General features: G+C 54.6%; 19 protein-coding genes and 1 other RNA gene. 8 read left to right on the top strand and 12 right to left on the bottom strand.

Annotation, left to right across the window (positions count from 1 at the left end; translation table 11 throughout):
- Positions 1 to 100: 100 nt before the first annotated feature.
- Positions 101 to 1186, top strand: coding sequence for a YagK/YfjJ domain-containing protein (locus tag GYN01_RS19945; protein WP_203307650.1), 1086 nt, complete (start codon positions 101 to 103; stop codon positions 1184 to 1186).
- A 3-nt stretch (positions 1187 to 1189) separates the two neighbouring features.
- Here the strand turns inward: GYN01_RS19945 and GYN01_RS19940 are convergent, their stop codons facing one another.
- From GYN01_RS19940 to GYN01_RS19900, 9 genes are all read right to left on the bottom strand, one after another.
- The gene (locus tag GYN01_RS19940; RefSeq protein WP_090399716.1) at positions 1190 to 1852 is read right to left on the bottom strand and encodes a hypothetical protein; all 663 of its coding nucleotides are present in this window, start codon (positions 1850 to 1852) and stop codon (positions 1190 to 1192) included.
- Positions 1853 to 2096: 244 nt separating this feature from the next.
- The gene (locus tag GYN01_RS19935; protein ID WP_090399718.1) at positions 2097 to 3332 is read right to left on the bottom strand and encodes an integrase domain-containing protein; all 1236 of its coding nucleotides are present in this window, start codon (positions 3330 to 3332) and stop codon (positions 2097 to 2099) included.
- Positions 3333 to 3514: 182 nt separating this feature from the next.
- Positions 3515 to 3906: a transfer-messenger RNA gene (gene ssrA / locus GYN01_RS19930) on the bottom strand.
- A 72-nt stretch (positions 3907 to 3978) separates the two neighbouring features.
- Positions 3979 to 4269 carry a hypothetical protein gene (locus tag GYN01_RS19925; RefSeq protein WP_048402609.1) on the bottom strand — a complete coding sequence of 97 codons (291 nt, stop codon included), beginning with the start codon at positions 4267 to 4269 and terminating at the stop codon, positions 3979 to 3981.
- 257 nt (positions 4270 to 4526) lie between these two features.
- On the bottom strand, positions 4527 to 7337 hold the full coding sequence (locus GYN01_RS19920; RefSeq protein WP_048402607.1) for an FAD-binding and (Fe-S)-binding domain-containing protein: 2811 nt from the start codon (positions 7335 to 7337) through the stop codon (positions 4527 to 4529).
- Positions 7334 to 8005 carry a LutC/YkgG family protein gene (locus tag GYN01_RS19915; protein ID WP_048365981.1) on the bottom strand — a complete coding sequence of 224 codons (672 nt, stop codon included), beginning with the start codon at positions 8003 to 8005 and terminating at the stop codon, positions 7334 to 7336. Before GYN01_RS19915 ends, GYN01_RS19920 begins: the two co-directional genes overlap by 4 nt.
- A complete protein-coding gene (locus GYN01_RS19910) occupies positions 8005 to 9462 on the bottom strand; it encodes a LutB/LldF family L-lactate oxidation iron-sulfur protein (protein WP_203307649.1) in 1458 nt (485 codons plus the stop codon). The genes GYN01_RS19915 and GYN01_RS19910 overlap by 1 nt, the downstream gene beginning before the upstream one ends.
- Positions 9459 to 10283 (bottom strand): (Fe-S)-binding protein, encoded by an 825-nt coding sequence (locus GYN01_RS19905; RefSeq protein ID WP_048402605.1) that lies wholly within the window; start codon positions 10281 to 10283, stop codon positions 9459 to 9461. The genes GYN01_RS19910 and GYN01_RS19905 overlap by 4 nt, the downstream gene beginning before the upstream one ends.
- A 111-nt stretch (positions 10284 to 10394) precedes the next feature.
- Positions 10395 to 12089 (bottom strand): lactate permease LctP family transporter, encoded by a 1695-nt coding sequence (locus tag GYN01_RS19900; protein ID WP_048365984.1) that lies wholly within the window; start codon positions 12087 to 12089, stop codon positions 10395 to 10397.
- Between the two features lie 258 nt (positions 12090 to 12347).
- Here GYN01_RS19900 and GYN01_RS19895 point away from each other — a divergent pair, with 258 nt between their 5' ends.
- Positions 12348 to 13115: a GntR family transcriptional regulator gene (locus GYN01_RS19895; RefSeq protein ID WP_048365985.1), complete on the top strand. Its 768-nt coding sequence runs from the start codon at positions 12348 to 12350 to the stop codon at positions 13113 to 13115.
- A gap of 157 nt (positions 13116 to 13272) precedes the next feature.
- On the opposite strand, the gene smpB is transcribed toward GYN01_RS19895, so the two are convergent.
- A complete protein-coding gene (gene smpB / locus GYN01_RS19890) occupies positions 13273 to 13755 on the bottom strand; it encodes an SsrA-binding protein SmpB (RefSeq protein WP_048365986.1) in 483 nt (160 codons plus the stop codon).
- A gap of 147 nt (positions 13756 to 13902) precedes the next feature.
- Between smpB and GYN01_RS19885 the strand changes: the two genes are divergently transcribed.
- The 3 genes from GYN01_RS19885 to GYN01_RS19875 are packed head-to-tail and all read left to right on the top strand — an operon-like array spanning position 13903 to position 16061.
- A complete protein-coding gene (locus GYN01_RS19885; RefSeq protein ID WP_048402603.1) occupies positions 13903 to 15306 on the top strand; it encodes a sodium-dependent transporter in 1404 nt (467 codons plus the stop codon).
- 7 nt (positions 15307 to 15313) lie between these two features.
- Positions 15314 to 15748 carry a type II toxin-antitoxin system RatA family toxin gene (locus GYN01_RS19880; RefSeq protein WP_048365988.1) on the top strand — a complete coding sequence of 145 codons (435 nt, stop codon included), beginning with the start codon at positions 15314 to 15316 and terminating at the stop codon, positions 15746 to 15748.
- On the top strand, positions 15741 to 16061 hold the full coding sequence (locus GYN01_RS19875) for an RnfH family protein (protein ID WP_059762589.1): 321 nt from the start codon (positions 15741 to 15743) through the stop codon (positions 16059 to 16061). The genes GYN01_RS19880 and GYN01_RS19875 overlap by 8 nt, the downstream gene beginning before the upstream one ends.
- A gap of 51 nt (positions 16062 to 16112) precedes the next feature.
- Here GYN01_RS19875 and GYN01_RS19870 read toward each other — a convergent pair whose 3' ends face one another.
- Positions 16113 to 16634, bottom strand: coding sequence for an outer membrane protein assembly factor BamE (locus tag GYN01_RS19870; RefSeq protein ID WP_048365990.1), 522 nt, complete (start codon positions 16632 to 16634; stop codon positions 16113 to 16115).
- Positions 16635 to 16732: 98 nt separating this feature from the next.
- Between GYN01_RS19870 and fur the strand changes: the two genes are divergently transcribed.
- The gene (gene fur, locus GYN01_RS19865) at positions 16733 to 17146 is read left to right on the top strand and encodes a ferric iron uptake transcriptional regulator (RefSeq protein ID WP_203307648.1); all 414 of its coding nucleotides are present in this window, start codon (positions 16733 to 16735) and stop codon (positions 17144 to 17146) included.
- Between the two features lie 95 nt (positions 17147 to 17241).
- On the opposite strand, the gene recN is transcribed toward fur, so the two are convergent.
- Positions 17242 to 18924 (bottom strand): DNA repair protein RecN, encoded by a 1683-nt coding sequence (gene recN / locus GYN01_RS19860; RefSeq protein WP_203307647.1) that lies wholly within the window; start codon positions 18922 to 18924, stop codon positions 17242 to 17244.
- A gap of 248 nt (positions 18925 to 19172) precedes the next feature.
- Here recN and grpE point away from each other — a divergent pair, with 248 nt between their 5' ends.
- Together grpE and dnaK are read left to right on the top strand one after the other, a co-directional pair.
- Positions 19173 to 19739, top strand: a complete 567-nt coding sequence (grpE, locus tag GYN01_RS19855; RefSeq protein ID WP_048365992.1) for a nucleotide exchange factor GrpE — start codon at positions 19173 to 19175, stop codon at positions 19737 to 19739.
- Between the two features lie 101 nt (positions 19740 to 19840).
- Complete coding sequence (dnaK, locus tag GYN01_RS19850; RefSeq protein WP_048365993.1) at positions 19841 to 21757, top strand: molecular chaperone DnaK; 1917 nt, start codon at positions 19841 to 19843, stop codon at positions 21755 to 21757.
- The last annotated feature ends 303 nt before the right edge of the window (positions 21758 to 22060 follow it).

The raw sequence follows: 22060 nt of genomic DNA, 5'->3' as shown, positions 1-22060 counted from the left end.
AAGCAATGAATGAGTGTTCCGTCAGGTGAGACGTTTGTTGTGCTGGCTAAAACTGTGCGCACATGGCACAGGATTATAGAATGATGATGCAGAGGTGGGGATGAAAAGAGTAGATAGATACGTTGAAGAGGCATTGTTGGAAAGTACCACATCGTATTTCGATAGTGGTACATCCGGAGCAATCGCAGTCAATGGGGAAAGAAGTGCGATACTGAAAATTAGCGCAATAGAGAAGCTCGTTCAAAAAGTGGCCGAGACTGATGATGATGTGGCATATCTCCACGAAGGTTATGGTGGGCAGAAAATAAAGCTGACCAGCATGGGAGAAAAACTGTTGGTTTATATCTGGGCCAAGCAGGAGATTCAGCGGTATTACCCAATTCATGATTTCAGCCCATTGGTTAATGTTTTCTTTCAAGCGACTGAAGAACATGCTTTTCAATATTACAGTCACCGAAATCTAAAAAACTTTCACGGTGATCTGCTTGCGCTTGTCGATTCGATTAATGTTGCTGTTGAGCGGATTAGATTCTTGGTGCGTGGTGCGGCTTTCAGAAAGCAGCTAAATGCACACCGTAGACTTTCCAATAAAAATTACAAAAGCCTGATCGCGTATATCGATGCTATTTTTAAAGACACATCACGAGTATTGGTTCTGCGAGTGGATTTAGGATATTCGAAGCTGGTCGGCGGTGGAGGAGTGCGAGAGCAATTAGATTTCGAAGATGTAAAATTGCATAGAGAAAGGTTAATGGGTATGTTGAGGCGTAAGCTTCCTACAAACACATTGCTAGGGCATTCCTGGAAGTTGGAGTACGGACTGTCCAAAGGATATCATTATCACTGCATGTTTTTTTTAGATGGTTCTCGGGTCAGGGAGGATATAGGCTGGGCCAGAATGATCGGTGAGACATGGGCCGACAAAGCGACCCACGGAAGAGGGGTGTATTACAATTGCAATCGTAGAAAGGATGCGTATCGTGCTTGCGGCATTGGTATGATTGAGCACTCTGACAAGGATAAGCGAAAGAATTTGCAAAAAGCAGCGGTTTACTTAACTAAGATTGAATATTACGTTCGAATAGTTATAGATGGAAGAGCTAGAACTTTCGGTCGTGGAGAGATGCCGAAGCGGGCAGTTAAGAAAAGAGGGCGGCCTCGTCGGTCGTCCTGTTTTGGAGTATGAAAACTACCTGGCGGAAGGTGTAAGTATACGGTTTAATGAGTCTCGAAAGCTTGCGTCTTCTTTAGACCATTGTCTCAGATTGCTCACGATCCGCGTTTTCGTTAAACTGATTTTGTTACTTTTTATAAAGGCGCCTAGCTCCTCTTCTATTGACTCTGCTGCATGTGTCAGATCATCCCAGCCGTCGCTTGGACGTCTTTGGCTGATTAACAGCAGTGCCTGATCCTTCGCTAATTGGAATGTTTCACTTCGGGCTGCCGCTGCTGCTTGCGTGGTTCGTCGACGTAGTGCAGCGGGGATATCCAGTAGTGAATTGAATTGCGCATGCACAGCAGCGCCTTCAACGTAGGCGCTGGCCTGCAAAGCCAACGCTATAAAGGCTTCATAATCCTTGCGAGCTAGAGCTTGTAGGGTTAAGTCGGTTAGAGCGGCAGCACGTAAAAAAGGGTAATGGGGACTGAGAGGAGTTGAAGCAAGATAGTTAATTAGCTCATCATTCAGGCGCTCCTGATCGAGATCGCCGCTCTCTATGTTGACTCGAATGCTCTGCATATATTCGTCAAATTCAGTATCTTCGAATATGAGCTCATACGACGTTCGAAGTGATTGTCTTAAACCGTGAATGAATTCATCTATGTTAATTTTAGACAGCTTTTCAAACGACATTCGTATCGTTCCTGGAGTTTGTGGTGTTTTGTCTAATCGTTATTAGGTTGTTCATTTACTAACAATTCACTTGGGGCGCGTAAGTCGTTGCAAGAACCACTGCCATCATGGCGTGCCACTTTATCAGACAGGAAGGCAGCGAAAAAACGCTGCCTTCACTTAGCTCTGTAGATCGCAAGCTAATGCCTGCTCACGGGCCACCCGAAGATGAGACGTTGGTCTTCCAACTCATTGAAGTGTGGCTTCAGTCCTGGCAGTCAATGATTGCGGCGATTGAAAGGTTTCCGGTAGCCGCTTCCTTGATATGCTCGCTCCACCACTTCATCATTGGGCGTCGACGCTCAATGTAATCGGCCCGATTATACGCGCTACGTACCTCGTCCTTGTCGACGTGAGCAAGCGCAACCTCGATCAGCTCAGGATCCCACCCGTGCTCGTTGAGGATGGTGCTGGCCATTGAGCGCATTCCATGGCTCACAAGGCGGCCTTCAAATCCCATACGCTTCAGCGCCATATTGGCCGTTTGGCTGTTGCAATGGGTTCGGGGATTACGGTCTGCTGGGAAAACATGCTCGCGGTGGCCACTCAGCGGCTTTATAGCCTCTAGAAGCCCTAAAGCCTGTTCCGTGAGTGGGATGATGTGAGTCCGACGCTTTTTCATCCGCTCCGCTGGTATTGTCCAGATCTTCTTGCCGATATCGATGTCTGCCCACCGTGCGGTAGCTGCTTCTGCGGGGCGAGTCATGGTGTGAAGCTGCCACTCAATCAAGCAACGTGTAGTCCTTTTTATGCTGGCATTGGCCACAGTCATCATTAGTTCTTTCAGTTCGTCTGGCGCGAGCGCTGCCATGTTTTTCTTCTTCGGTTTCTTGAAGACCGAGCGAATCCCGCTGAGTGGATTTGAGTGAATCAGGCCGGAGTTCACGCCGTAAGTCATGATTTCGTTAAGACGCTGGCTCAGTCGCTTCACGGTCTCAAGGCTGCCTTTGGTCTCAAGCGGTCTAAGCAATTTTATGACCTCCGGCGCAGTGATCGCTGAGATCGGGGTCGTACCCAAGTCGGGGAAAACATGCAGCGTCAGCGAACGCCAGATGTCCTCAGCATAGGCAGTCGTGACGGAGTCTTTTTTGAGCTCGAACCACGCGGTGGCTACGTTTTTAAATGTGTGTTCCGTAGTCGCTCTTAAGGTTTTTCGATCCGCGTCGCGCTTCTCCTTCGGATCTATCCCTTGCGCTACCAACTCCCTGGCTTCTACGGTCCGTTTCCGGGCTTGAGCCAAGCTCACCTCCGGAAAGGTGCCAAGGCCCATGTTGATTCGTTTTTTGCTTGCTGGGTGAATGTAGTTAAAATTCCACAGCTTTGAGCCATTGGCTCTCACCCTCATTTGAAGGCCGTCGCCATCAGTGAGGATGTAGTCTTTTTCTTTTGGTTTCGCTGCTTTGACTTTGACGTCTGAAAGCCGCGTGGCTTGAGCACCCATGGTGATCTCCGATACTGCGTGTATTCCAAAAAATACCAGTCGTGGGTTTGGAATACCACGTGGAATACACGAATTGTAGGATGAACTCAGATACCATCGGACACCATTGGACCTGAAAGCCCCGTATTTGCTGGATTTCAGGCACAAAAAAAGACGCCCTTGGACGTCTTTAGATGTAAAAGTGGTGGAGCCGGGGGGATTTGAACCCCCGTCCGCCAGTACTCCGCTGTCGGTACTACATGCTTAGCCGTTTCTATTAAGTTAACCCTCAGCGACCCGAAGGGCAGGGTGCTTTGGGCGAGTTGTGTAAGTTTTAGCCGCTTCGTCCACAACGTACTGCACGGCGATCCTGTTCTATATGACAATCACTTCAGGTTTACAGGCATCCCCTAGTGATTGCTGGACCCGAAGGTACCAGGAGGATGGCTAAGGCAGCTTACGCTGCGAGAGCTTGACCCTCGTAGGTTTCGTCATTGGCAACTATAGAAAGTTGCAACAGTGGATTTACGAGTTCTGTTACCAACTCGGCATGCACCTAGAGTTTCGCAACCGGCGTCGAATCCTAAACGGCCCCGATGCCTGCTGTGTGTAACCAGCAAGCCAGCGCAGTCTACGCCAATCCTGCGCAGAAGGCCAACCTCAAGGCTTATTTGCCTTCACCACCCTTGTTGATGTTTTCAATGCGCTGCAACTCTTGGGCGGTGATAGAAATGCATTCTTCGTCTTTGCCGCTCTCTTTTGCAGCCAGGGCTTTTTCATGAGCGGCTTTGAGGTTGTCATTGGTGTTTTCGCTTGTTTGGCCAGACGTTGCCATCGCATCGTTGATCTTTTGCAGGTTGATGGAGCACAGATCATCTTTAGCCGGTTCGGCCGCAAATACGGGAGAAGCCAACATTGCAGCAGTGATAAACAGGCCAGCAAGAGCGGTACGCTTCATGGGTAAACTCCTTGTGCACAGATGAGGCCCAGTGTGTGCGGGCTCGGTTTTATACCCCAAGCAGTGGGGCCTTAAGCCAATTGACTATAGCTGCGCTCAAGGGTTCTGCTTTTATTTGGCCATCATTGGATTAGTTTTTTTATGCTCAAAAAAGGTGCGCAGAACCTGCATTGTCTGGCGTAGTCGTTGCCGCAGGCTGTGAGCTTTTCATTTGAGAAGCTCTCAGCCTTTGGCAGCGACGTACCGACTACGTAGCGTTACAGCGATTTGGCCGCCGTCACGCGATCGACCAAATATACCAAGCCGTGGTAGTCAATGCCGCCATGTTGCGTCAGGCCAATCTCGCACGTGCGACTGGTGGAAATCCCTTCGCTGCAATGCTGCACGGCGTCTTTTAAGCTGCGCAGCGAATGGGCGTTCAGCTCTGGGGTGGTGAACCCTTTGTCGCCCGCGAAACCGCAACAGTGAATGCCTTCCGGGATCACGACTTCGGTGCTGCACAATCGTGCGATGTCGATCAGTGCCTGACTCTCGCCCAAGTGTTGCGTGCTGCACGTAACGTGGACGGCGATCGGAGCTTGTTGCGGGGTGAAGCGCAACTTATCCACAAGGTGGGTGCGAATGAAACGTACCGGGTCGTACAGGTCGAGACGCGTTTCACCCAGGTCTTGAACCAGGCGTAACGTGCACGGGCTAGTGTCGCAATAGATGGGGTCAAGCCCGCCACGGCTGGCGTGCAGTAGGGCGCCAATCAGTTCCTGGCGTTTGTGTTCGGCTTGTTCGGCGTAGCCCTTGGAGGCGAACGGCTGACCGCAACACAGGCTGTCCAGGTTGTCCGGGAAGACCACTTGGTAACCGGCTTTTTCCAGCAAGCCACGGGTTTTATCCAGCAGTGACATTTGCTCGCTGTCGCCTGCCGCGGGCCCCATCACGCGGGATACACAAGCCGCGAGGTACACCACGCGTGGTCGTGCATCTTTCACGGGCGGGCTAAAGCGAATGGCCCGCTCGGGTTGCGGCATGGCGTTGGTCCACAGCGGGACTCGTCCTTTGCTGGCCTTGGTGAGCGTGGCCGACAGTTTGGTTAGACGCGGCGCGCCCAGTAACATGCGCGCACCGTTTGCCACGTGCAGGGTAAAGCGGGCGCCTTGTAGCGTGGTCGGAAAATGGGTGCCCAGCCAGTCGGCCGTTTTGAGGTGAGTTGCCTCGCGAGCGCGCAGTTTTTTGACCAGTTCTCCCGTGTTAATCCCTACCGGGCAACGTTGTGCGCATAAACCGGTCGCGGCGCAGGTATCGATGCCTTGGTATTCGTAGGCTTTTTCCAGTTCGCGGGTATCCACGCCTGCGCGTTTTTTCGCCTGTATGTCGCGCCAGATCACTATTCGCTGTCGGGGGCTGAGCGTCAGTCCTTTGGACGGACACACCGGCTCACAAAATCCGCACTCGATGCACTTATCCACAATTTCGTCGGCGGCAGGCAGGGGCTTCAAGTGTTTGAGGTGGATTTGCGGGTCTTCGCTGAGTATCACGTCCGGGTTGAGAATGCCTTGCGGGTCGAGCAGGCGTTTAAGTGCCCACATGAGTTGATACGCGTCGCTGCCCCACTCCAGTTCTACAAAGGGCGCCATGTTGCGACCGGTGCCGTGTTCCGCTTTGAGGGAGCCACCAAATTCCACGGCCACCAACTGCGCCACGTCATCCATGAACGCCTGATACCGTGCGACTTCTTGCGGGCTATTGAAGCCCTGGGTGAAAACAAAGTGCAGGTTGCCTTCAAGCGCGTGGCCGAACAGGATCGCTTCGTCATAGTGATGTTTGTCGAACAGCTCAATCAGGCGATTGACGCCGATGGCCAGTTGTTCGACAGGGAAGGTCACGTCTTCGATGATCACTGTTGTGCCGGTTTTACGCACCGCGCCGACTGCCGGGAAGGTGTCTTTGCGAATGGCCCACAGCTTGGCGTTTTCGGCTGGATCTTCGGTGAAGTCGACTTGTTTCTCGACAGTGAATGCCGACAGCGAACCCATGATGTGCGCCAATTGTTCGTGCAACAACGTCTGCGTAGCGGCGCGGGACTCAATCAGCAGGGCGCAGGCATTGGCCGACAGTTGTTGTACGAAAGCAGGCATGCCGGGCTTGTCTTGTACCGAGCGTAGGCTGCGGCGATCGAGAAGTTCAACGGCAGACACGGGTTGGCTTTTCAGTACGGTCACGGCGTTACAGCAAGTTTCGACGTCCTGGAATACGATCAACGCCGAGGCTTTGTTCGGGTGATCAATGACGGTGTCGTAAGTCACCGAGCTGATAAAACCCAGCGTCCCTTCGCTGCCCACCAGTAGGTGGCTAAGGATATCCAGCGGGTCGTCAAAATCCACCAGGGCGTTGAGTGACAACCCGGTGGTGTTTTTCAGACGGTATTTGTGGCGGATTTTCGCAGCCAAATCAGTGTTGGCGCGGGTCTCGCGGGCCAGGGTAGCAAGTTGTTCCAGTAACGGGCCGTGGCTTTGGCGAAAGTCGGCGACATTACCGGCGTCTTCGGTATCGATACGCGTACCGTCGGCCAGCACTACGCGCATGCCCGCCAGGGTGTGATAAGTGTTTTGCGCGGTGCCGCAACACATGCCACTGGCGTTATTGGCGACGATGCCGCCAATTTTGCAGGCGTTGATTGAGGCCGGGTCGGGACCGATCTTACGCCCGTATGGTGCGAGCCAGGCATTGGCTTGTGCACCAATCACACCGGGTTGCAGGCGGATTTGAGTGCCTTGGCCGCGAATTTCTTTAGCGTTCCAGTTATCGCCGAGCACGATCAGTACGGAGTCGCTGATGGCTTGGCCGGACAAACTGGTGCCGGCAGCACGGAAGGTGACTGAAACCTGGTCGCGGCGCGCCAAGTGCAGCAGTTCAACCACTTCGTCTTCGGACTCGACGCGGATGATCAGCTTTGGGATCAAGCGATAAAAGCTCGCATCGGTGCCAAAGGCCAGCGTCGACAGCGCGTCAGTGAAGCGACGATCGGGTGGGATCAGTCGCTCAGCATCACGCACAAAGGCTACGGGCAGGCTCATGCATCCTCCAGAATTAACACCACCAGGTCTTTCGGACCGTGGGCACCGTAAGCCAGGACTTGTTCAATGTCAGCGGTTTTAGAAGGGCCGGACACCAGCAAGGCATTGGTCGGCATGCCATCGGACCAGTTCATTTCACGTTGCACCTGATAGAAGTTGTCGCGAATTTCGCTGGCTTTCAGCAGGGCGAAATGCACCGGTGGCACAAGGCTCATCAGGCGCGGCTCTTCGGTTGTCGGCCACATAATTAGGCTGCCTGTGGCCGCGATCGCGCCCAACGTAGTGGTCAAGCTGGCGGGCGTGTCATTGAACAACTCGTCTTTCCACTCCTCCACCGGCCGATCGTAGGCTTTGAGTGTCGCTAGCGTCGGGTTCTGCGCCCAGTGCGCGGTGACTTTCTGCCCGTGGGGCGTCGACGGAGCAATCAGCAAACTCGGTAGCTGGCGATCTGTAATCAGCTGGGCCAGCAGCGCAGGCCAGTCGTGTTCAGTGCTGAGGTGGATTTCCGTGTGCACGGCTTCCATCAACTTACGCAGTTGGGGGATGCGCTGTTCAAGCGGGTACGTCCAGGGCTGGGTCACCAATTGTTCGTCGAAGTTGTCAGCCACGGGTGTAGTGCCCGTCAGGCTGTTGCGCAGTTTGTTGAGGATATTTTGCTTAGCGCTCATTACTGATCTCCCGACTGTTTCGCCAAGTGCTCGCGGGCCATGTCGTGCAACGAACGGGCGGCGGGTTTAGGGGCGCTGTGGTTTTGGGTCCAAGGTCCTACCTTGCTCGGCGTCAATGCGCGCAAGCGAGTGGCGGCCTTGAGGAACAAGCGGTACAGGTTGGGTGAGCTGTTGAGCTTGGCCCAGGCGTTCCAGATGAAGCGTTCTTTACGTGAATACTTGCTGCCCTGACCGCGCATGATGCGGGGTTGGGTGGTGGGCGCTTTGACGTTTTCTTCACGCAGGCGGCGTAACAGAGCAGGAATCGGGATCTTGACCGGACAGACTTCCCCGCACGCTCCGCACAGCGACGAAGCGCTCGGGTGATCCGGCACCTTGGCCAGCCCCACCATGTGCGGCGTGATAATTGCGCCGATAGGGCCGGGGTACACCTCGCCGTAGGCATGACCGCCAATGCGTGTGTAAACCGGGCAGTGGTTCATGCAAGCGCCACAACGAATGCAATTGAGGGTTTGACGAAGTTCACTGTCGGCAAATGCCTGGCTGCGGCTGTTGTCCAGCAGCACTAAATGTACTTCTTCTGGGCCGTCTAACTCGCCGGGCTTACGTGGGCCAGAGATCATGTTGACGTAAGTCGTGATTGGCTGGCCGAGGGCAGAGCGGGTCAATAGCGAGAGCAGTGGGACAACATCACGCAGGTTCTCGACTACCTTCTCGATCCCGGTGACGGCAATATGCACCGGTGGGACGGTGGTCGACATGCGCCCGTTGCCTTCGTTTTCCACCAGTAGCAGGGTGCCGGTTTCGGCCACCGCGAAGTTGACGCCTGAGACGCCGATGTCTGCTTCAAAGAATTTTTGTCGCAGTACACGCCGACCAATCTGGATCAGTTGGTCAACGTCTTTGGTGTAGTCCACACCGAGTTTTTCGTGAAACAAGTCGGCCACTTGCCCTGCGTTTTTATGGATCGCGGGCATGATGATGTGGGACGGTTTTTCGTTATCCAATTGAACAATGTACTCACCCATGTCGGATTCAAGGCATTCAATGCCTTGAGCACCCAGGACATGGTTCATCTCCATTTCTTCGCTGACCATCGACTTGCCTTTGATCACCTGTTTGGCGGCGCGGCGGCGCGCAATCGAGAGCACGATGTCGTTGGCTTGCTCGACAGTTTCAGCCCAGTGAACGTGCACGCCGTTACGGGTCAGGTTGGCTTCGAGCTGTTCAAGCAGGTCTGGCAGTTTGGATAAGGCGCGGGCACGGATTGCATTGCCCAGTGCCCGTAGGTGCTCGCGCTCGTGGGCGTCGCTGAAGGCCACGGCGCGTTTGGTCATCAGAGAATCCATGGCGCTGCGAAAGTTATTGCGCAGTTGTTTGTCAGCCAAGGCTTCATGGGCGCGCTCGCGGAAGTCTTCTTCCACTGCAACGGTCGGAATCAGTGTGCCGGTGCTCATTGTTCACCTCCGGTGCGCTGCCACAGGAAACTGGCCAGATGTTGACCGCGCAGGGATTGTTTCTGTTTTTCCAGTGAGCCGTTGATGTTCATCAAGCAGCCGCAGTCAGCTGTGAGTACTTGATGCGCACCGGTTTCAATCAGGGAGCGGGTTTTGTCAGCCACCATTGCACCGGAAATATCCGGCATGCGCACGCTGAATGTTCCACCAAAGCCGCAGCATTCACTTTCGTGGCTGTGGTCGATGCGTTCCACATTCGCTAATTGCGCCAGCATTTCGCGGCCGTGCAGGTGGGTGTTCATTTCACGGCGGGCCGAGCAAGACGTGTGCAGCGCCACCTTGACCGGGGCGCCGTGGTCCTTGAATTGAACCTTGCACACGTACAGCAGGAATTCGGTGAGTTCGAAAGTACGCTCAGCCAAGGCATGAACGTGTTTCAACGTCTCAGGTTCGTCTTTGAACAGGTCTTCATAGTGTTCGCGCAGCATGCCCGCGCATGAGCCGGACGGCACGACAACGGGGTAGCTCTCGGTAAACAAGGCGAGCTGTGCGCGTGCGACTTCGCGCGCCTGATCGGTGTAACCCGAGGTATAGGCGGGTTGTCCGCAGCAGCTTTGACCTTGCGGGTAGTCGACAGCAATGCCTTCGCGCTCTAACAGGTGGATCGCGTCCATGCCGGCTTCAGGGAAGAACAGGTCGACCACGCAGGTGCCGAACAGGTACACCTTATGTGGTTTTTGCGTGGGGTAAATACGAGGTGTAGGGAGGGGCGGGGCGACACGGGTCGCGTTGGGCACGGCGTTGTAGAAAAGCTCGCTCATCAGGCGTCTCCGGGTGGTCCCGGTTATGTGTCCACGGGTGTGGACCGGGTAGTGAATTACTGACGCCGGGGCAGCCCCGGCGCCATTAACGTGCTGTAACCATAGCGCGTATCAGTGCACCAGCATGCCGGTGAACCAGTAGGCTTGCGCCAGCGTGATCAACCCCACGATGGTGGCGAAGAACAGGCTGTGTTTCAGGGTGAAACGGAACAGGTCGGATTCTTTACCCACCAGGCCGGTGGCCGCACACGCCACGGCAATCGATTGGGGTGAAATCATTTTGCCGGTCACGCCGCCGCTGGTATTGGCGGCCACCATCAGGGTATCGCTGACGCCAATCTGGTGCGCGGTGGTGGCTTGCAACGAGCTGAACAGGGCGTTGGACGAGGTGTCCGAGCCTGTCAGGAATACGCCCAGCCAGCCCAAGAAAGGCGAGAAGAATGGAAACGCAGCGCCCGTGCCAGCCAAGACTAAAGCCATGGTCGAAGACATGCCGGAGTAGTTAGTCACAAATGCGAACGCCAGCACCATACCGATGGACAGGATGGGCCAGCGCAGTTCGAAGAATGTTTCTTTTAAAGTGGTCAGACCCGTTTTGATGTCGATTTTCAGGATCAGCATCGAGATTAAGGCCGAGAAGAAAATAGCGGTGCCGGTGGCTGAGATCGGATCAAGTTTGAAAACAGCTGCAATCGCAGTCGGTGCATTGACGATCGGTGCGGTTTTGATCACCAGTTGATCGAGGTGCGGGATCGCGAAGTTGAACACCCAGCCGTACATCGAACCGCCTGCCGAGAACAGGGCTTTGAACGGTTTAAGCGTCCAGATGGTGACCAGAACCGTCAGGATCAGGAACGGGGACCACGCTTTCAGGATCTGCAACAGGCTGTAAGGCGATGCCAGCAGATTGGCTGGTTTGCCGAAACCGCCCGGGTTGGCCGTCACGACAACATCAGAGGCCACGCCCGCAATCTGCGCGCCTGCGGTGCGTTTTGGTTGCCAGATTTTCAGAAACAGCGTCAGGCTGACCAGGCTGGCGAGGGCAGAAGTAATGTCCGGCAGCTCAGGGCCAATGTAGTTCGAGGTGAAGTATTGGGTCACAGCGAAGCTTAGGCCCGCCACCAGCGCGGCTGGCCACGTTTCACGCACGCCGCGCAGGCCGTCCATCATGAACACCAACCAGAACGGCACGAACAGCGACAGCAGCGGCAGTTGACGGCCTGCCATGGCGCCAATCTTGAACGCGTCAATGCCTGTCACTTGGCCAGCCACAATGATCGGGATGCCCAGTGCGCCGAACGCGACGGGGGCGGTGTTGGCGATCAGGCACAGGCCAGCGGCATACAGTGGGTTGAACCCCAAGCCTACGAGCAGGGCGGCAGTAATCGCTACTGGTGCGCCGAATCCGGCTGCACCTTCCAGGAAGGCGCCGAAGCAAAAACCGATCAGCAGTACCTGTAGGCGTTGGTCGTCAGTGATTGACAAGACCGAACTGCGGATAATTTCGAACTGGCCGCTTTTCACCGTCAGCTTGTAGAGGAACACCGCGGCCACGATGATCCAGGCGATTGGCCAGAGGCCGTAGGCAAATCCATAGCCCGCTGCTGCAAAAGCCATGTCGACAGGCATCTGGAAGGCAAAAATAGCCACCAGAATCGACAGGGCGAGGGTGATGCTGCCGGCGACATGTCCTTTGAGACGGAACACGGCCAAGGCCAGAAAGAAGAACACGATCGGGATGACGGCGGCGAGTGCGGACAAGCCGAGGCTGCCGAGCGGACTATAGAGCTGTTGCCAGGTTTGCATATGGGGTGGCCCCTAATTGTTATTGGTCGTTGCGGCTGGTCGCGTCTGGATAATTGGTATTACCAATTTACAGTCGCTGTCGGGTAGGTTAAAAGCCTTATGTAGGGTGTGTCAATTTGCCGCCCTAAATCTTTTGTCTGACAAAACGTTACTGGCGAATCTGATGGGGTGTTTGTTAATGCTTCTGGCAGGTGTCTGAAGCGCGCTAATCAGCGAGAATGGCGGCCCCGGCACGTGGCCGGGAGGATGGAGAGCGTTATGGGGTTTGATCAAATTCGTCAGCGCCGTTTGTCTGACGATATTGTCGAGCAGCTTGAGGGCATGATCCTTGAGGGCACATTGAAGTCGGGCGAGCGCTTGCCAGCTGAGCGTGCCTTGGCCGAACGATTCGGTGTATCGCGCCCGTCGTTGCGCGAAGCGATTCAAAAACTATCAGCCAAGGGGTTGCTGGTCAGTCGTCAGGGTGGCGGCAATTATGTGGCGACTTCACTTGGATCGACGTTCAGCGATCCGTTGCTGCAATTGCTTGAGAGTAACCCTGAAGCGCAACGCGACTTGCTTGAATTTCGTCATACGCTGGAGGCGTCATGTGCGTTTTATGCGGCTTTGCGCGCAACAGAGGTGGATCGTGATCGGCTGCGCCTTGCATTTGAGCGCTTGCAGGATTGTTATGCGCGGGTTGACGAGGTCAGTCGTGCCGAGGAGGGCGAGGCGGATGCAAGCTTCCATTTGGCCATTGCCGAGGCCAGTCATAACGCGGTGTTGCTGCACACCATTCGCGGGTTGTTTGACCTGCTAAAGCGCAACGTGGTGACCAACATTGGCGGGATGTACAAGCAGCGCAGCGAAACGCGCGACATGCTGATCAGTCAGCATCGCGAGTTGTACTTGGCGATTATTGAGGGGCGGGCAGAGGATGCGCGGGAAGTGGCCAGCCGCCATCTGATGTATGTGCAGGAAGTGTTGGAGGAGGTGCGTCAGGAGGTTCAGCGCACAGCGCGGGCCGAGCGGCGTAATGGGTTGTAATGCAGCGTGCAGCAGCAGAAGGCTGCGTCCGGCGACGGAGTCGTCGTAAAGCCGGTGAACACGAACTTTCTCTAAGGTCGTGTCTTCAGCCTTTACGATCGCTTCGCGACCGAACGCAGCCTCGCAGAGCTCGGCAGCTGCTACGGGGGGCTTGGAGCTAGTCTTCCTTGCCCTTGTTGCGCACCGCACGCTGTAGCTCACGATCAGAATCGCGCTCGCGTTCGGTATGGCGCTTGTCGTATTCCTTCTTGCCTTTACCCAGGGCAATTTCGCACTTGATCAAGTGCTTGCTCCAGTAAATCGAGAGGCAGACGCAGGCGTAACCCTTCTGCTGTACCGCGGCAAACAGCTTTTCAAGCTCGCGCTTGTTGAGCAACAGTTTGCGGCTGCGCGTGGGGTCGGCAATAACGTGCGTGCTGGCGGTCGTCAAAGGGGCGATGTGGCTGCCGAGCAACCAGGCTTCACCGTCCTTGAGAAGCACATAGCTGTCGACCAGCTGTGCTTTGCCTGCACGCAGACTTTTTACTTCCCAGCCGGCCAGGACCAGACCAGCCTCGAACCGATGTTCGATGAAGTAATCGTGTCGCGCCTTTTTATTCTGCGCGATGGTCCCTGTGGGGTGTTTCTTTTGTTTAGCCATAGGGGCGGCATTATAGGCAGTTGCGAGCAAGTCGGCTACGGGCACCTGCGTGCTTGAGCAAGTCGGCTACGGGCACCTGCGTGCTTGAGCACGTAGGTTGAATCCCGGACAATGCGCGCTCTTTTTTATCGGTTGGGCGTAGTAACGATGTCGACAGACAAGGTTTCTGTCCACGGCAGTTGGGCAAGCCGTTGGGTCTTTATTCTCGCTGCGACCGGTTCTGCCGTTGGTTTGGGCAGTATTTGGAAATTCCCTTACATGGTTGGCGTCTACGGTGGTGGCGCATTTGTGTTGGTGTTTTTGGCGTGTATCGCGCTGATCGGTGTGCCGGTCATGCTGGCCGAGACGTTGATCGGGCGTCGCGCGCGGCTAAGTCCGGCTAACGCCTTGAAGGTGCTGGCGCTCCAGGCGGGGCATTCGGGGCGTTGGTCCTGGTGGGCCTTTGCCGGGATGATCACGGCGTTGCTGATTCTTTCTTTTTACAGTGTGGTCGGTGGCTGGTCGCTGGATTACATCATCAATATGGGCAAAGGCGACTTCCAGGGCACGACGGCCGATCAGGTGGGTGCTTATTTTGGCAAGGTTATTTCTGATCCCTGGCGTCTGACGTTCTGGCACACCGCGTTCATGCTGCTTTCAGCCTTTGTCATTGCTAAAGGTGTGGTGGCGGGGCTTGAGCGCAGTTTACGGATCATGATGCCCATCCTGTTTGTGTTGCTATTGGTATTGCTGGGTTACAGCATGACCACGGGGCATTTTATGGAGGGCGTGCATTTTATGTTCGACTTCAACCCGGACCGCGTTATGGATGGATTGCTGGCTGCGATGGGCCATGCGTTCTTTTCACTGAGCGTGGGCGTGGGGTCGATCATGATCTATGGCGCCTATATGCCGAAGAATGCATCGATATCCAGCACGGTCGTGGGTGTAGCGTTGATTGATACGTTTGTCTCATTGCTGGCTGGCCTGGCATTGTTTCCAATTGTATTTGCATCAGGACTTAACCCGAGTGAAGGCCCGGGGCTGATGTTTGTGACGTTGCCATTCGCCTTCGGTAACGTGGCGTTCGGTCAATTGATGGGCGTGGTGTTTTTCGTTTTGGTCGCTGTTGCGGCCTGGAGCTCTGCGATTTCCTTGCTGGAACCGATGGTGGCTTATTTGGTTGAGCGCACTAAGGTGCGGCGGCTTTGGGTCACGTTTTGGCTAGCGTTCAGCTGCTGGTTTGTTGGTTTGGGCACAGTTTTCTCGTTCAATATCTGGAAGCAGGCCAGGTTTTTTGTGAACGAAGAATCAGGTTTTCGCCTCTACCAATGGGGAGCGGAGCAGGGTTTGGACTTCTTTGGTGTCGTCGATTTCCTTACCTCGCGTATCATGCTCCCCTTGGGCGGGCTGTGTTTTGTAGTCTTTGCGGGCTGGATCATGGGCCGTGGCGCCGTGCACGACGAGTTGTCGATGCGCAGCCCGGTACTGTTCGCCCTGACTCTTTTTTTGATGCGCTATGTGGCGCCACTCGGCATTCTGATTGTGTTTGCCGCCCAGCTGTGGAAGTAACGCTGACATGACTACCCATATTCAACGCTCCGCCTTGCTGCCTTACCCTGCGCAGGCCCTGTATGACTTGGTCAACGATGTGGCCAAGTACCCGGAGTTTCTGCCGTGGTGCTCTTCTGCCGAAATTATTGAAAGCACTGAAGTGCTGATGCGCGCCAGTTTGGGGGTGGCAAAGGGGGGCTTGAGCCAGCACTTTGTGACGCGCAATACCCTGGTGCCGGGCCAGTCGATTGAGATGAATCTTGAAGAAGGCCCGTTCAAGCAGTTGCACGGTGTTTGGGTGTTCAAACCCTTGGGCGAAAAGGCCTGCAAGATCAGTCTGGACATGTCTTTTGACTACGCCGGATCAATCATAAGAACAACGCTGGGTCCGCTGTTCAATCAGGCGGCAAATACGTTGGTGGACGCCTTTTGCCAGCGTGCCAAGCAGTTGTATGGCTAAGCCGGTGATTACCATTGAAGTGGTGTATGCCGCCGTTGAGCGTCAGCGTCTGTTGGAGATGACTGTTGCCGAAGGCACCACCGTACGTGCAGCGGTGTTGGCGTCGGGGTTGAATGCTGATTTCCCCGAGTTGGATCTGGCGAGTTGCCCTGTCGGAATTTTCGGTAAGCAGGTTAGCGATCCCGAAGAACGGTTGTTGCAGGCGGGGGATCGAATCGAAATTTATCGACCGTTGCTAGCTGATCCCAAAGAAATTCGTCGCCAGCGTGCAGCCAGGGCGGCTGAGATTAAGCGGTTGAATCAGTCGTCGTAGTTTTGCAGGCAACAAAAAGCCCGGCATGCCGGGCTTTTTTGTACCGAACGATTATTGTTCGGTGGTATCCAGTGGTTCTGGCGTCGGCACGGGCACTGTTTCGACCCCGTCGACATCCTTCTGGATTTGATCAAGCAGCGAACCAGGCTTGGCTGGAACTTCGCTCTTCTCGGTCGGAGCAGCCGGTGTGGTCACGTTGGAGCCACCGTCTTTACCAAGAATCGCTTCGTCTCGGCTTACACCAGGCATGAAATCACCTGACAAGCTGACGAGCTGGTCATTTTGGTTGAAGAACACGCTGACGCGTTCCTGTTGGCGTTCACCGCCGCCTGGTTGCAGGCTATACAAATAATCCCAACGATCCGGATGGAATGTATCGGTCAGCAGGGCGTTCCCCATGATAAACCGCACTTGCCGACGGGTCATTCCCGGGCGTAACTGGTTTATCATGTCCTGCGTGACGACATTGCCCTGCTGGATGTCGATTTTGTAAACCCCGGGGAATGAACAACCGGCGAGTGCGAGCAGTCCCACAAAGGTGAAACTGGTTAGCAAGAGCTTGGTGTTTTGCATCGGTGGGCGACTTCCACTATCTTGGCTGGGACAACGTAAACGCCGATCATACCCGTATTAAGAGAAGCTGCGAAGCGGCTTCCGCGAGAAAGCTAACCATGGTTGAAAATAGCGAACTACGTAAGGCCGGACTTAAGGTGACTCTGCCGCGAGTCAAAATTCTGCAAATGCTTGATTCTACTGAGCAGCGTCACATGAGCGCCGAGGATGTTTACAAGGCTCTCATGCAAGCTGGCGAGGACGTCGGTCTGGCCACGGTTTACCGTGTACTGACTCAGTTCGAGTCTGCTGGGCTGGTGATTCGCCACAATTTTGATGGCGGTCATGCTGTGTTTGAGTTGGCGGATGCCGACGGTGGCCACCACGACCATATGGTCAATGTGGACAGCGGCGAAGTGATTGAGTTTTTCGACGAAGACATTGAAAAGCTCCAGCATGCGATCGCTGCCAAGCACGGTGTTGAGTTGGTAGACCACAACTTGGTGCTCTACGTACGTAAGAAAACCAAGTAAGCAAGTCACACGAATTGCGGTTCGTGAAACGATCGAAGGCGACCTTAGGGTCGCCTTCGTGCTTTATCTCGGTCTAGTGTGTTAACCGTTCGTCGCTAAGCTGCCTGGTTTTTTGCACTGACGACCATTTTCTTGGCGTGCGCCAAGGACTCTTTGGTCAGGTCGATGCCTCCCAGCATGCGAGCGACTTCTTCTACGCGTTCTTTTTGGCTGAGTTTTGACACCGCCGTGCGCGTGGCTTCGCTGTCGCGGACCTTGTGCACAAATAGATGCTGATGGCATTGCGCGGCGACTTGCGGCAAGTGCGTCACGGTTAATACTTGGCCCCGTTCGCCCAAGCGGCGTAGCAACTGGCCGACAATTTCTGCCGTTGGGCCACCAATCCCCACATCCACTTCGTCGAAAACAAGGGTCGGTACGCGAGAGGTTTGTGCGGTGATGACCTGAATGGCCAGGCTGATGCGTGACAGTTCGCCGCCAGATGCCACTTTTGCCAAGGCTTTGAGTGGCTGGCCCGGGTTCGCACTCACCAGCAGTTCGACGTGTTCAAGGCCGTACGGCATCGGGTCGCTGCTGCTTTGCGGTTTGAGTTCGATCACGAAACGACCACCGGGCATGCCCAGGCGCTGAATCTCTTCTTCAACAGCGCTGCCTAAGCGTATGGCCGCTTGAGTGCGCAGGTTGCTGAGCTCGCGCGCGCATTCTTGATAGTGACGAGCGTAAGCCGTCAGTTCATTCGCCAGTCGTTCGATGGATTCATCATTGGCATTGAGCGTTTCGAGTTCATCCATCAGTTTTTGCTGCAAAGCGCACACATCAGCGGGCTGGACGCGGTGTTTGCGCGCCATTGTATAAATGGAGTCCAGTCGTTCTTCTAAATACTGCAAGCGCCGCGGGTCTGCATCGAAATGATCAAGGAAGCGATTAAGCTCGCCGACGGCCTCTTCGACTTGAATCTGTGCACTCGCCAGTAAATCAGAGGCTTCATTCAAGGCGCTGGCATTGTTGTTAACGCTGGACAGCCGATTCAGGCTGACAGTCAGGGCGTTGAGCACATTGCCAGAATCACTTTCGCTGCACTGCTCGACAACCTGGCGGCAGATGGTAAGCAGGGTCTCGGAATTGGTCAGGTTTTTGTGTTCCTGCTCCAGTTCTTCCAGCTCGTTTTCGGCAAGTGCCAGATTTTCGAGCTCTTCAAGCTGGTAGCTGAGCAGTTGGTGGCGCGCTTGTTGTTGCTCGCCTGAGTTGGAGAGGTGTTCGAACTCTTGCTTGGTCTGGCGCCAGCGTTGTGCGGCGAGCTGAACCTGGCGAGCGAGATCGGTAGCGCCCGCATATTCGTCGAGTAGTCGGCGATGAGTGTCGGGTTTTAGCAGTGACTGGTGCTCATGCTGGCTGTGGATATCGATCAGCAACTCGCCCAAGGCTTTTAAGTCGCCTTGAGGGCATGGTGTGCCGTTGATGTACCCGCGCGAACGACCTTCACTGGTAATCACGCGGCGCAGGATGCATAGGCCATCGTTGTCGAGGTCGCGCTCGGCCAGCCAGGCCCGTGCCTCGGGGATTTCCTGCAAGTCGAAGCTGGCCAGAATGTCCGTTTTTTCGGCTCCGGGGCGGACTACGCCACTGTCTGCGCGGTCGCCCAGGGTTAGCCCCAGCGCGTCGAGCATGATCGATTTACCGGCGCCGGTTTCGCCAGTGATTACACTCATTCCGCGATCGAGTTCAAGATCGAGGTGTTCAACGATGGCGTAATTGTGTACGGACAGGTGCACCAGCATAGGAGCCGCTCCAAAACGTAATGTCTGGTTATTTATACAGTGTTTTGATTCGTGCTGACAATGGGCGGACTTAGTTCGATTTGCTCGTATTCTCAGAATTCTTAGGCCGTTTAGTATTTTTACGTGGCCAGGAGTGACGCAAACCCATGACTTCCTGTTTCTGGCTCTTGAACCTGAAAATTGCGACCCCATATAACTTGGCACAAGCGCGAGTCGAGCTCGCGGACAAAGTTTGAAAGGAGAAATCTATGGCAGACGAACAGACTATGGATACGCAGAACCAAGATGCTAATCAGGCCGCCGATGCAGCAGGCGAAGATCTGGTGGCCCGTGTGCAGTCACTTGAAGAGCAGCTGGCAGCCGCCAATGATCAGGCTCTGCGCGTAGCTGCCGATCTGCAAAATGTCCGCCGCCGTGCCGAGCAGGACGTTGAGAAAGCACACAAGTTTGCTTTGGAAAAATTTGCGGGCGACCTGTTACCGGTTATTGATAGCCTGGAGCGTGGTCTTGAGCTGTCCAGCCCGGACGACGAGAGCATTCGTCCGATGCGTGAAGGGATTGAGCTGACCCTGAAAATGTTTCAGGACACCCTGAAGCGTTATCAGCTGGAAGCGATCGATCCGCACGGCGAGCCCTTTAATGCTGAGCATCATCAGGCAATGGCCATGCAAGAAAGTGCTGACCTTGAGCCTAACAGCGTGATCAAGGTGTTTCAAAAGGGCTATCAGCTCAATGGTCGCTTGCTGCGCCCGGCTATGGTCGTAGTCAGCAAGGCTCCTGCGCCGGTTTCGCCTTCGATTGACGAGCAGGCTTGAAATCGGTCGTAAGGCCCCCATTTAGAAGTCAAGCGATTAAGTAATGCCGCAGTTGGTCATTACTGCTGCGGCAAAAAAATTCAAATTTAGGGAGAGTTAACATGGGCAGAATTATCGGTATTGACCTCGGGACCACTAACTCGTGTGTTTCGGTTCTGGAAAACGGCAAGGCTAAAGTCATTGAAAACGCTGAAGGCGCGCGTACTACGCCGTCGATCATTGCGTACGCCAACGATGGCGAAATTCTGGTTGGCCAGTCGGCCAAGCGTCAGGCAGTGACCAATCCGCATAACACCCTGTACGCGGTGAAGCGTCTGATCGGTCGTCGTTTTGAAGAAGAAGTAGTACAAAAAGATATTCAGATGGTGCCTTACAAGATCGTCAAGGCAGACAACGGCGATGCTTGGGTTGAAGTGAACGGCCAGAAAATGGCGCCGCCACAAATCTCGGCTGAAATTCTGAAGAAAATGAAGAAGACCGCCGAAGACTACCTCGGCGAGCCAGTGACTGAAGCGGTTATCACCGTTCCGGCCTACTTCAACGACAGCCAGCGTCAGGCAACCAAAGATGCCGGCCGTATTGCAGGTCTGGACGTTAAGCGCATCATCAACGAACCAACCGCAGCAGCTCTGGCCTACGGTATGGACAAAGCGCGCGGCGACCACACTGTCATCGTTTATGACTTGGGTGGCGGTACGTTCGACGTGTCGGTCATTGAAATTGCCGAAGTGGATGGCGAGCACCAGTTTGAAGTGCTGGCGACCAACGGTGACACGTTCCTGGGTGGTGAAGACTTTGACATCCGTCTGATTGACTACCTGGTTGACGAGTTCAAGAAAGAAAGCGGCATGAACCTTAAGGGTGACCCGCTGGCGATGCAGCGTCTGAAAGAAGCGGCTGAAAAAGCCAAGATCGAACTGTCTTCCAGCCAGTCGACTGATGTGAATCTGCCGTACATCACTGCGGATGCTACTGGTCCTAAACACTTGAACGTGAAGATTTCTCGCGCCAAGTTGGAATCGCTGGTTGAAGACCTGGTTCAGCGCACTATCGAACCTTGCCGTATCGCGTTGAAAGATGCGGGTATCGATGTGTCGAAAATCAACGACGTGATTTTGGTCGGTGGTCAGACACGTATGCCGCTGGTTCAGAAGCTGGTAACTGAGTTCTTCGGTAAAGAAGCACGTAAAGACGTGAACCCGGACGAAGCAGTTGCCATGGGTGCTGCTATCCAGGGCGCAGTATTGGCGGGTGATGTTAAAGACGTTCTGTTGTTGGACGTTAGCCCGCTGACTTTGGGTATTGAAACCATGGGCGGTGTAATGACTGCTCTGATCGAGAAAAACACCACGATTCCTACCAAGAAATCGCAAGTGTTCTCGACTGCTGACGACAACCAGGGCGCTGTGACTATTCACGTTCTGCAAGGTGAGCGTAAGCAAGCTGCTCAGAACAAATCGTTGGGCAAGTTCGACCTGGCTGACATTCCACCTGCTCCACGTGGTGTGCCACAGATCGAAGTGACCTTCGATATTGATGCCAACGGCATCTTGAATGTAAGTGCAAAAGACAAGGCGACTGGCAAGTCCCAGTCCATCGTGATCAAGGCTAACTCGGGTCTGTCCGAGGAAGAAATTGCTCAGATGGTACGTGACGCTGAAGTCAACGCCGAGGAAGACCGTAAGTTCGAAGAGCTGGCGGCTGCACGTAACCAGGGCGACGCACTGGTTCACTCGACCCGCAAAATGGTTGCTGATGCAGGCGACAAAGTAACCGAGGAAGAGAAGGTCGCAATCGAAGCTGCAGTAGTTGCTCTTGAAGCTGCTGTTAAAGGCGACGATAAAGCGGCTATCGAAGCCAAGGTTGAAGAGCTGTCCAAAGTGTCTGCTCCGGTTGCTCAGAAGATGTACGCCGAGCAAGCGAACCCGGCAGATGCGCAAGCTCAGTCAGCTGATTCGGCTGAAAAAGCAGACGACGTTGTCGATGCTGAGTTCGAAGAAGTAAAAGACAACAAGTAATCAGCTTGTTTGTCGCCCGGTTGACCGTGTTTAAGCGGTGACTGGTAGGATGTCGCCGCGCGGGAGCTAGCTCCCGCGTTGGCGTGTCTGGAGTAGAGGAATTTTTACAGCATGCGACAAGGTCGGGTGCTGGCGGTCCGGGTCGAAAATTTCTAACTTTTTGGCTTTGAGTTACCGCTCCTGTCGGCCAAAGCATTGGCTGTTAAACAGAAACCAAAATCGTTGAAAAGACGTGAGTCGAGACTGATCTCCATCGGGCTTGGCGGGTTTGGTGAGGCTCGGGAGGGTTTTGCCGAACGTCCT

The organism is Pseudomonas weihenstephanensis, from assembly GCF_016812185.1.
Taxonomy (GTDB): Bacteria; Pseudomonadota; Gammaproteobacteria; order Pseudomonadales; family Pseudomonadaceae; genus Aquipseudomonas; species Aquipseudomonas weihenstephanensis.
The sequence above is the reverse complement of the archived record's forward strand: the minus strand, read 5'-3'. Positions and strand labels throughout refer to the sequence as shown.

What these genes read in the sequence shown, in the direction of transcription:
- GYN01_RS19945 (WP_203307650.1), top strand. Translation starts at nt 101, where the DNA reads ATGAAAAGAGTAGATAGATACGTTGAAGAGGCATTGTTGGAAAGTACC.
- GYN01_RS19940 (WP_090399716.1), bottom strand. Translation starts at nt 1,852, where the DNA reads ATGTCGTTTGAAAAGCTGTCTAAAATTAACATAGATGAATTCATTCAC.
- GYN01_RS19935 (WP_090399718.1), bottom strand. Translation starts at nt 3,332, where the DNA reads ATGGGTGCTCAAGCCACGCGGCTTTCAGACGTCAAAGTCAAAGCAGCG.
- GYN01_RS19925 (WP_048402609.1), bottom strand. Translation starts at nt 4,269, where the DNA reads ATGAAGCGTACCGCTCTTGCTGGCCTGTTTATCACTGCTGCAATGTTG.
- GYN01_RS19920 (WP_048402607.1), bottom strand. Translation starts at nt 7,337, where the DNA reads ATGAGCCTGCCCGTAGCCTTTGTGCGTGATGCTGAGCGACTGATCCCA.
- GYN01_RS19915 (WP_048365981.1), bottom strand. Translation starts at nt 8,005, where the DNA reads ATGAGCGCTAAGCAAAATATCCTCAACAAACTGCGCAACAGCCTGACG.
- GYN01_RS19910 (WP_203307649.1), bottom strand. Translation starts at nt 9,462, where the DNA reads ATGAGCACCGGCACACTGATTCCGACCGTTGCAGTGGAAGAAGACTTC.
- GYN01_RS19905 (WP_048402605.1), bottom strand. Translation starts at nt 10,283, where the DNA reads ATGAGCGAGCTTTTCTACAACGCCGTGCCCAACGCGACCCGTGTCGCC.
- GYN01_RS19900 (WP_048365984.1), bottom strand. Translation starts at nt 12,089, where the DNA reads ATGCAAACCTGGCAACAGCTCTATAGTCCGCTCGGCAGCCTCGGCTTG.
- GYN01_RS19895 (WP_048365985.1), top strand. Translation starts at nt 12,348, where the DNA reads ATGGGGTTTGATCAAATTCGTCAGCGCCGTTTGTCTGACGATATTGTC.
- smpB (WP_048365986.1), bottom strand. Translation starts at nt 13,755, where the DNA reads ATGGCTAAACAAAAGAAACACCCCACAGGGACCATCGCGCAGAATAAA.
- GYN01_RS19885 (WP_048402603.1), top strand. Translation starts at nt 13,903, where the DNA reads ATGTCGACAGACAAGGTTTCTGTCCACGGCAGTTGGGCAAGCCGTTGG.
- GYN01_RS19880 (WP_048365988.1), top strand. Translation starts at nt 15,314, where the DNA reads ATGACTACCCATATTCAACGCTCCGCCTTGCTGCCTTACCCTGCGCAG.
- GYN01_RS19875 (WP_059762589.1), top strand. Translation starts at nt 15,741, where the DNA reads ATGGCTAAGCCGGTGATTACCATTGAAGTGGTGTATGCCGCCGTTGAG.
- GYN01_RS19870 (WP_048365990.1), bottom strand. Translation starts at nt 16,634, where the DNA reads ATGCAAAACACCAAGCTCTTGCTAACCAGTTTCACCTTTGTGGGACTG.
- fur (WP_203307648.1), top strand. Translation starts at nt 16,733, where the DNA reads ATGGTTGAAAATAGCGAACTACGTAAGGCCGGACTTAAGGTGACTCTG.
- recN (WP_203307647.1), bottom strand. Translation starts at nt 18,924, where the DNA reads ATGCTGGTGCACCTGTCCGTACACAATTACGCCATCGTTGAACACCTC.
- grpE (WP_048365992.1), top strand. Translation starts at nt 19,173, where the DNA reads ATGGCAGACGAACAGACTATGGATACGCAGAACCAAGATGCTAATCAG.
- dnaK (WP_048365993.1), top strand. Translation starts at nt 19,841, where the DNA reads ATGGGCAGAATTATCGGTATTGACCTCGGGACCACTAACTCGTGTGTT.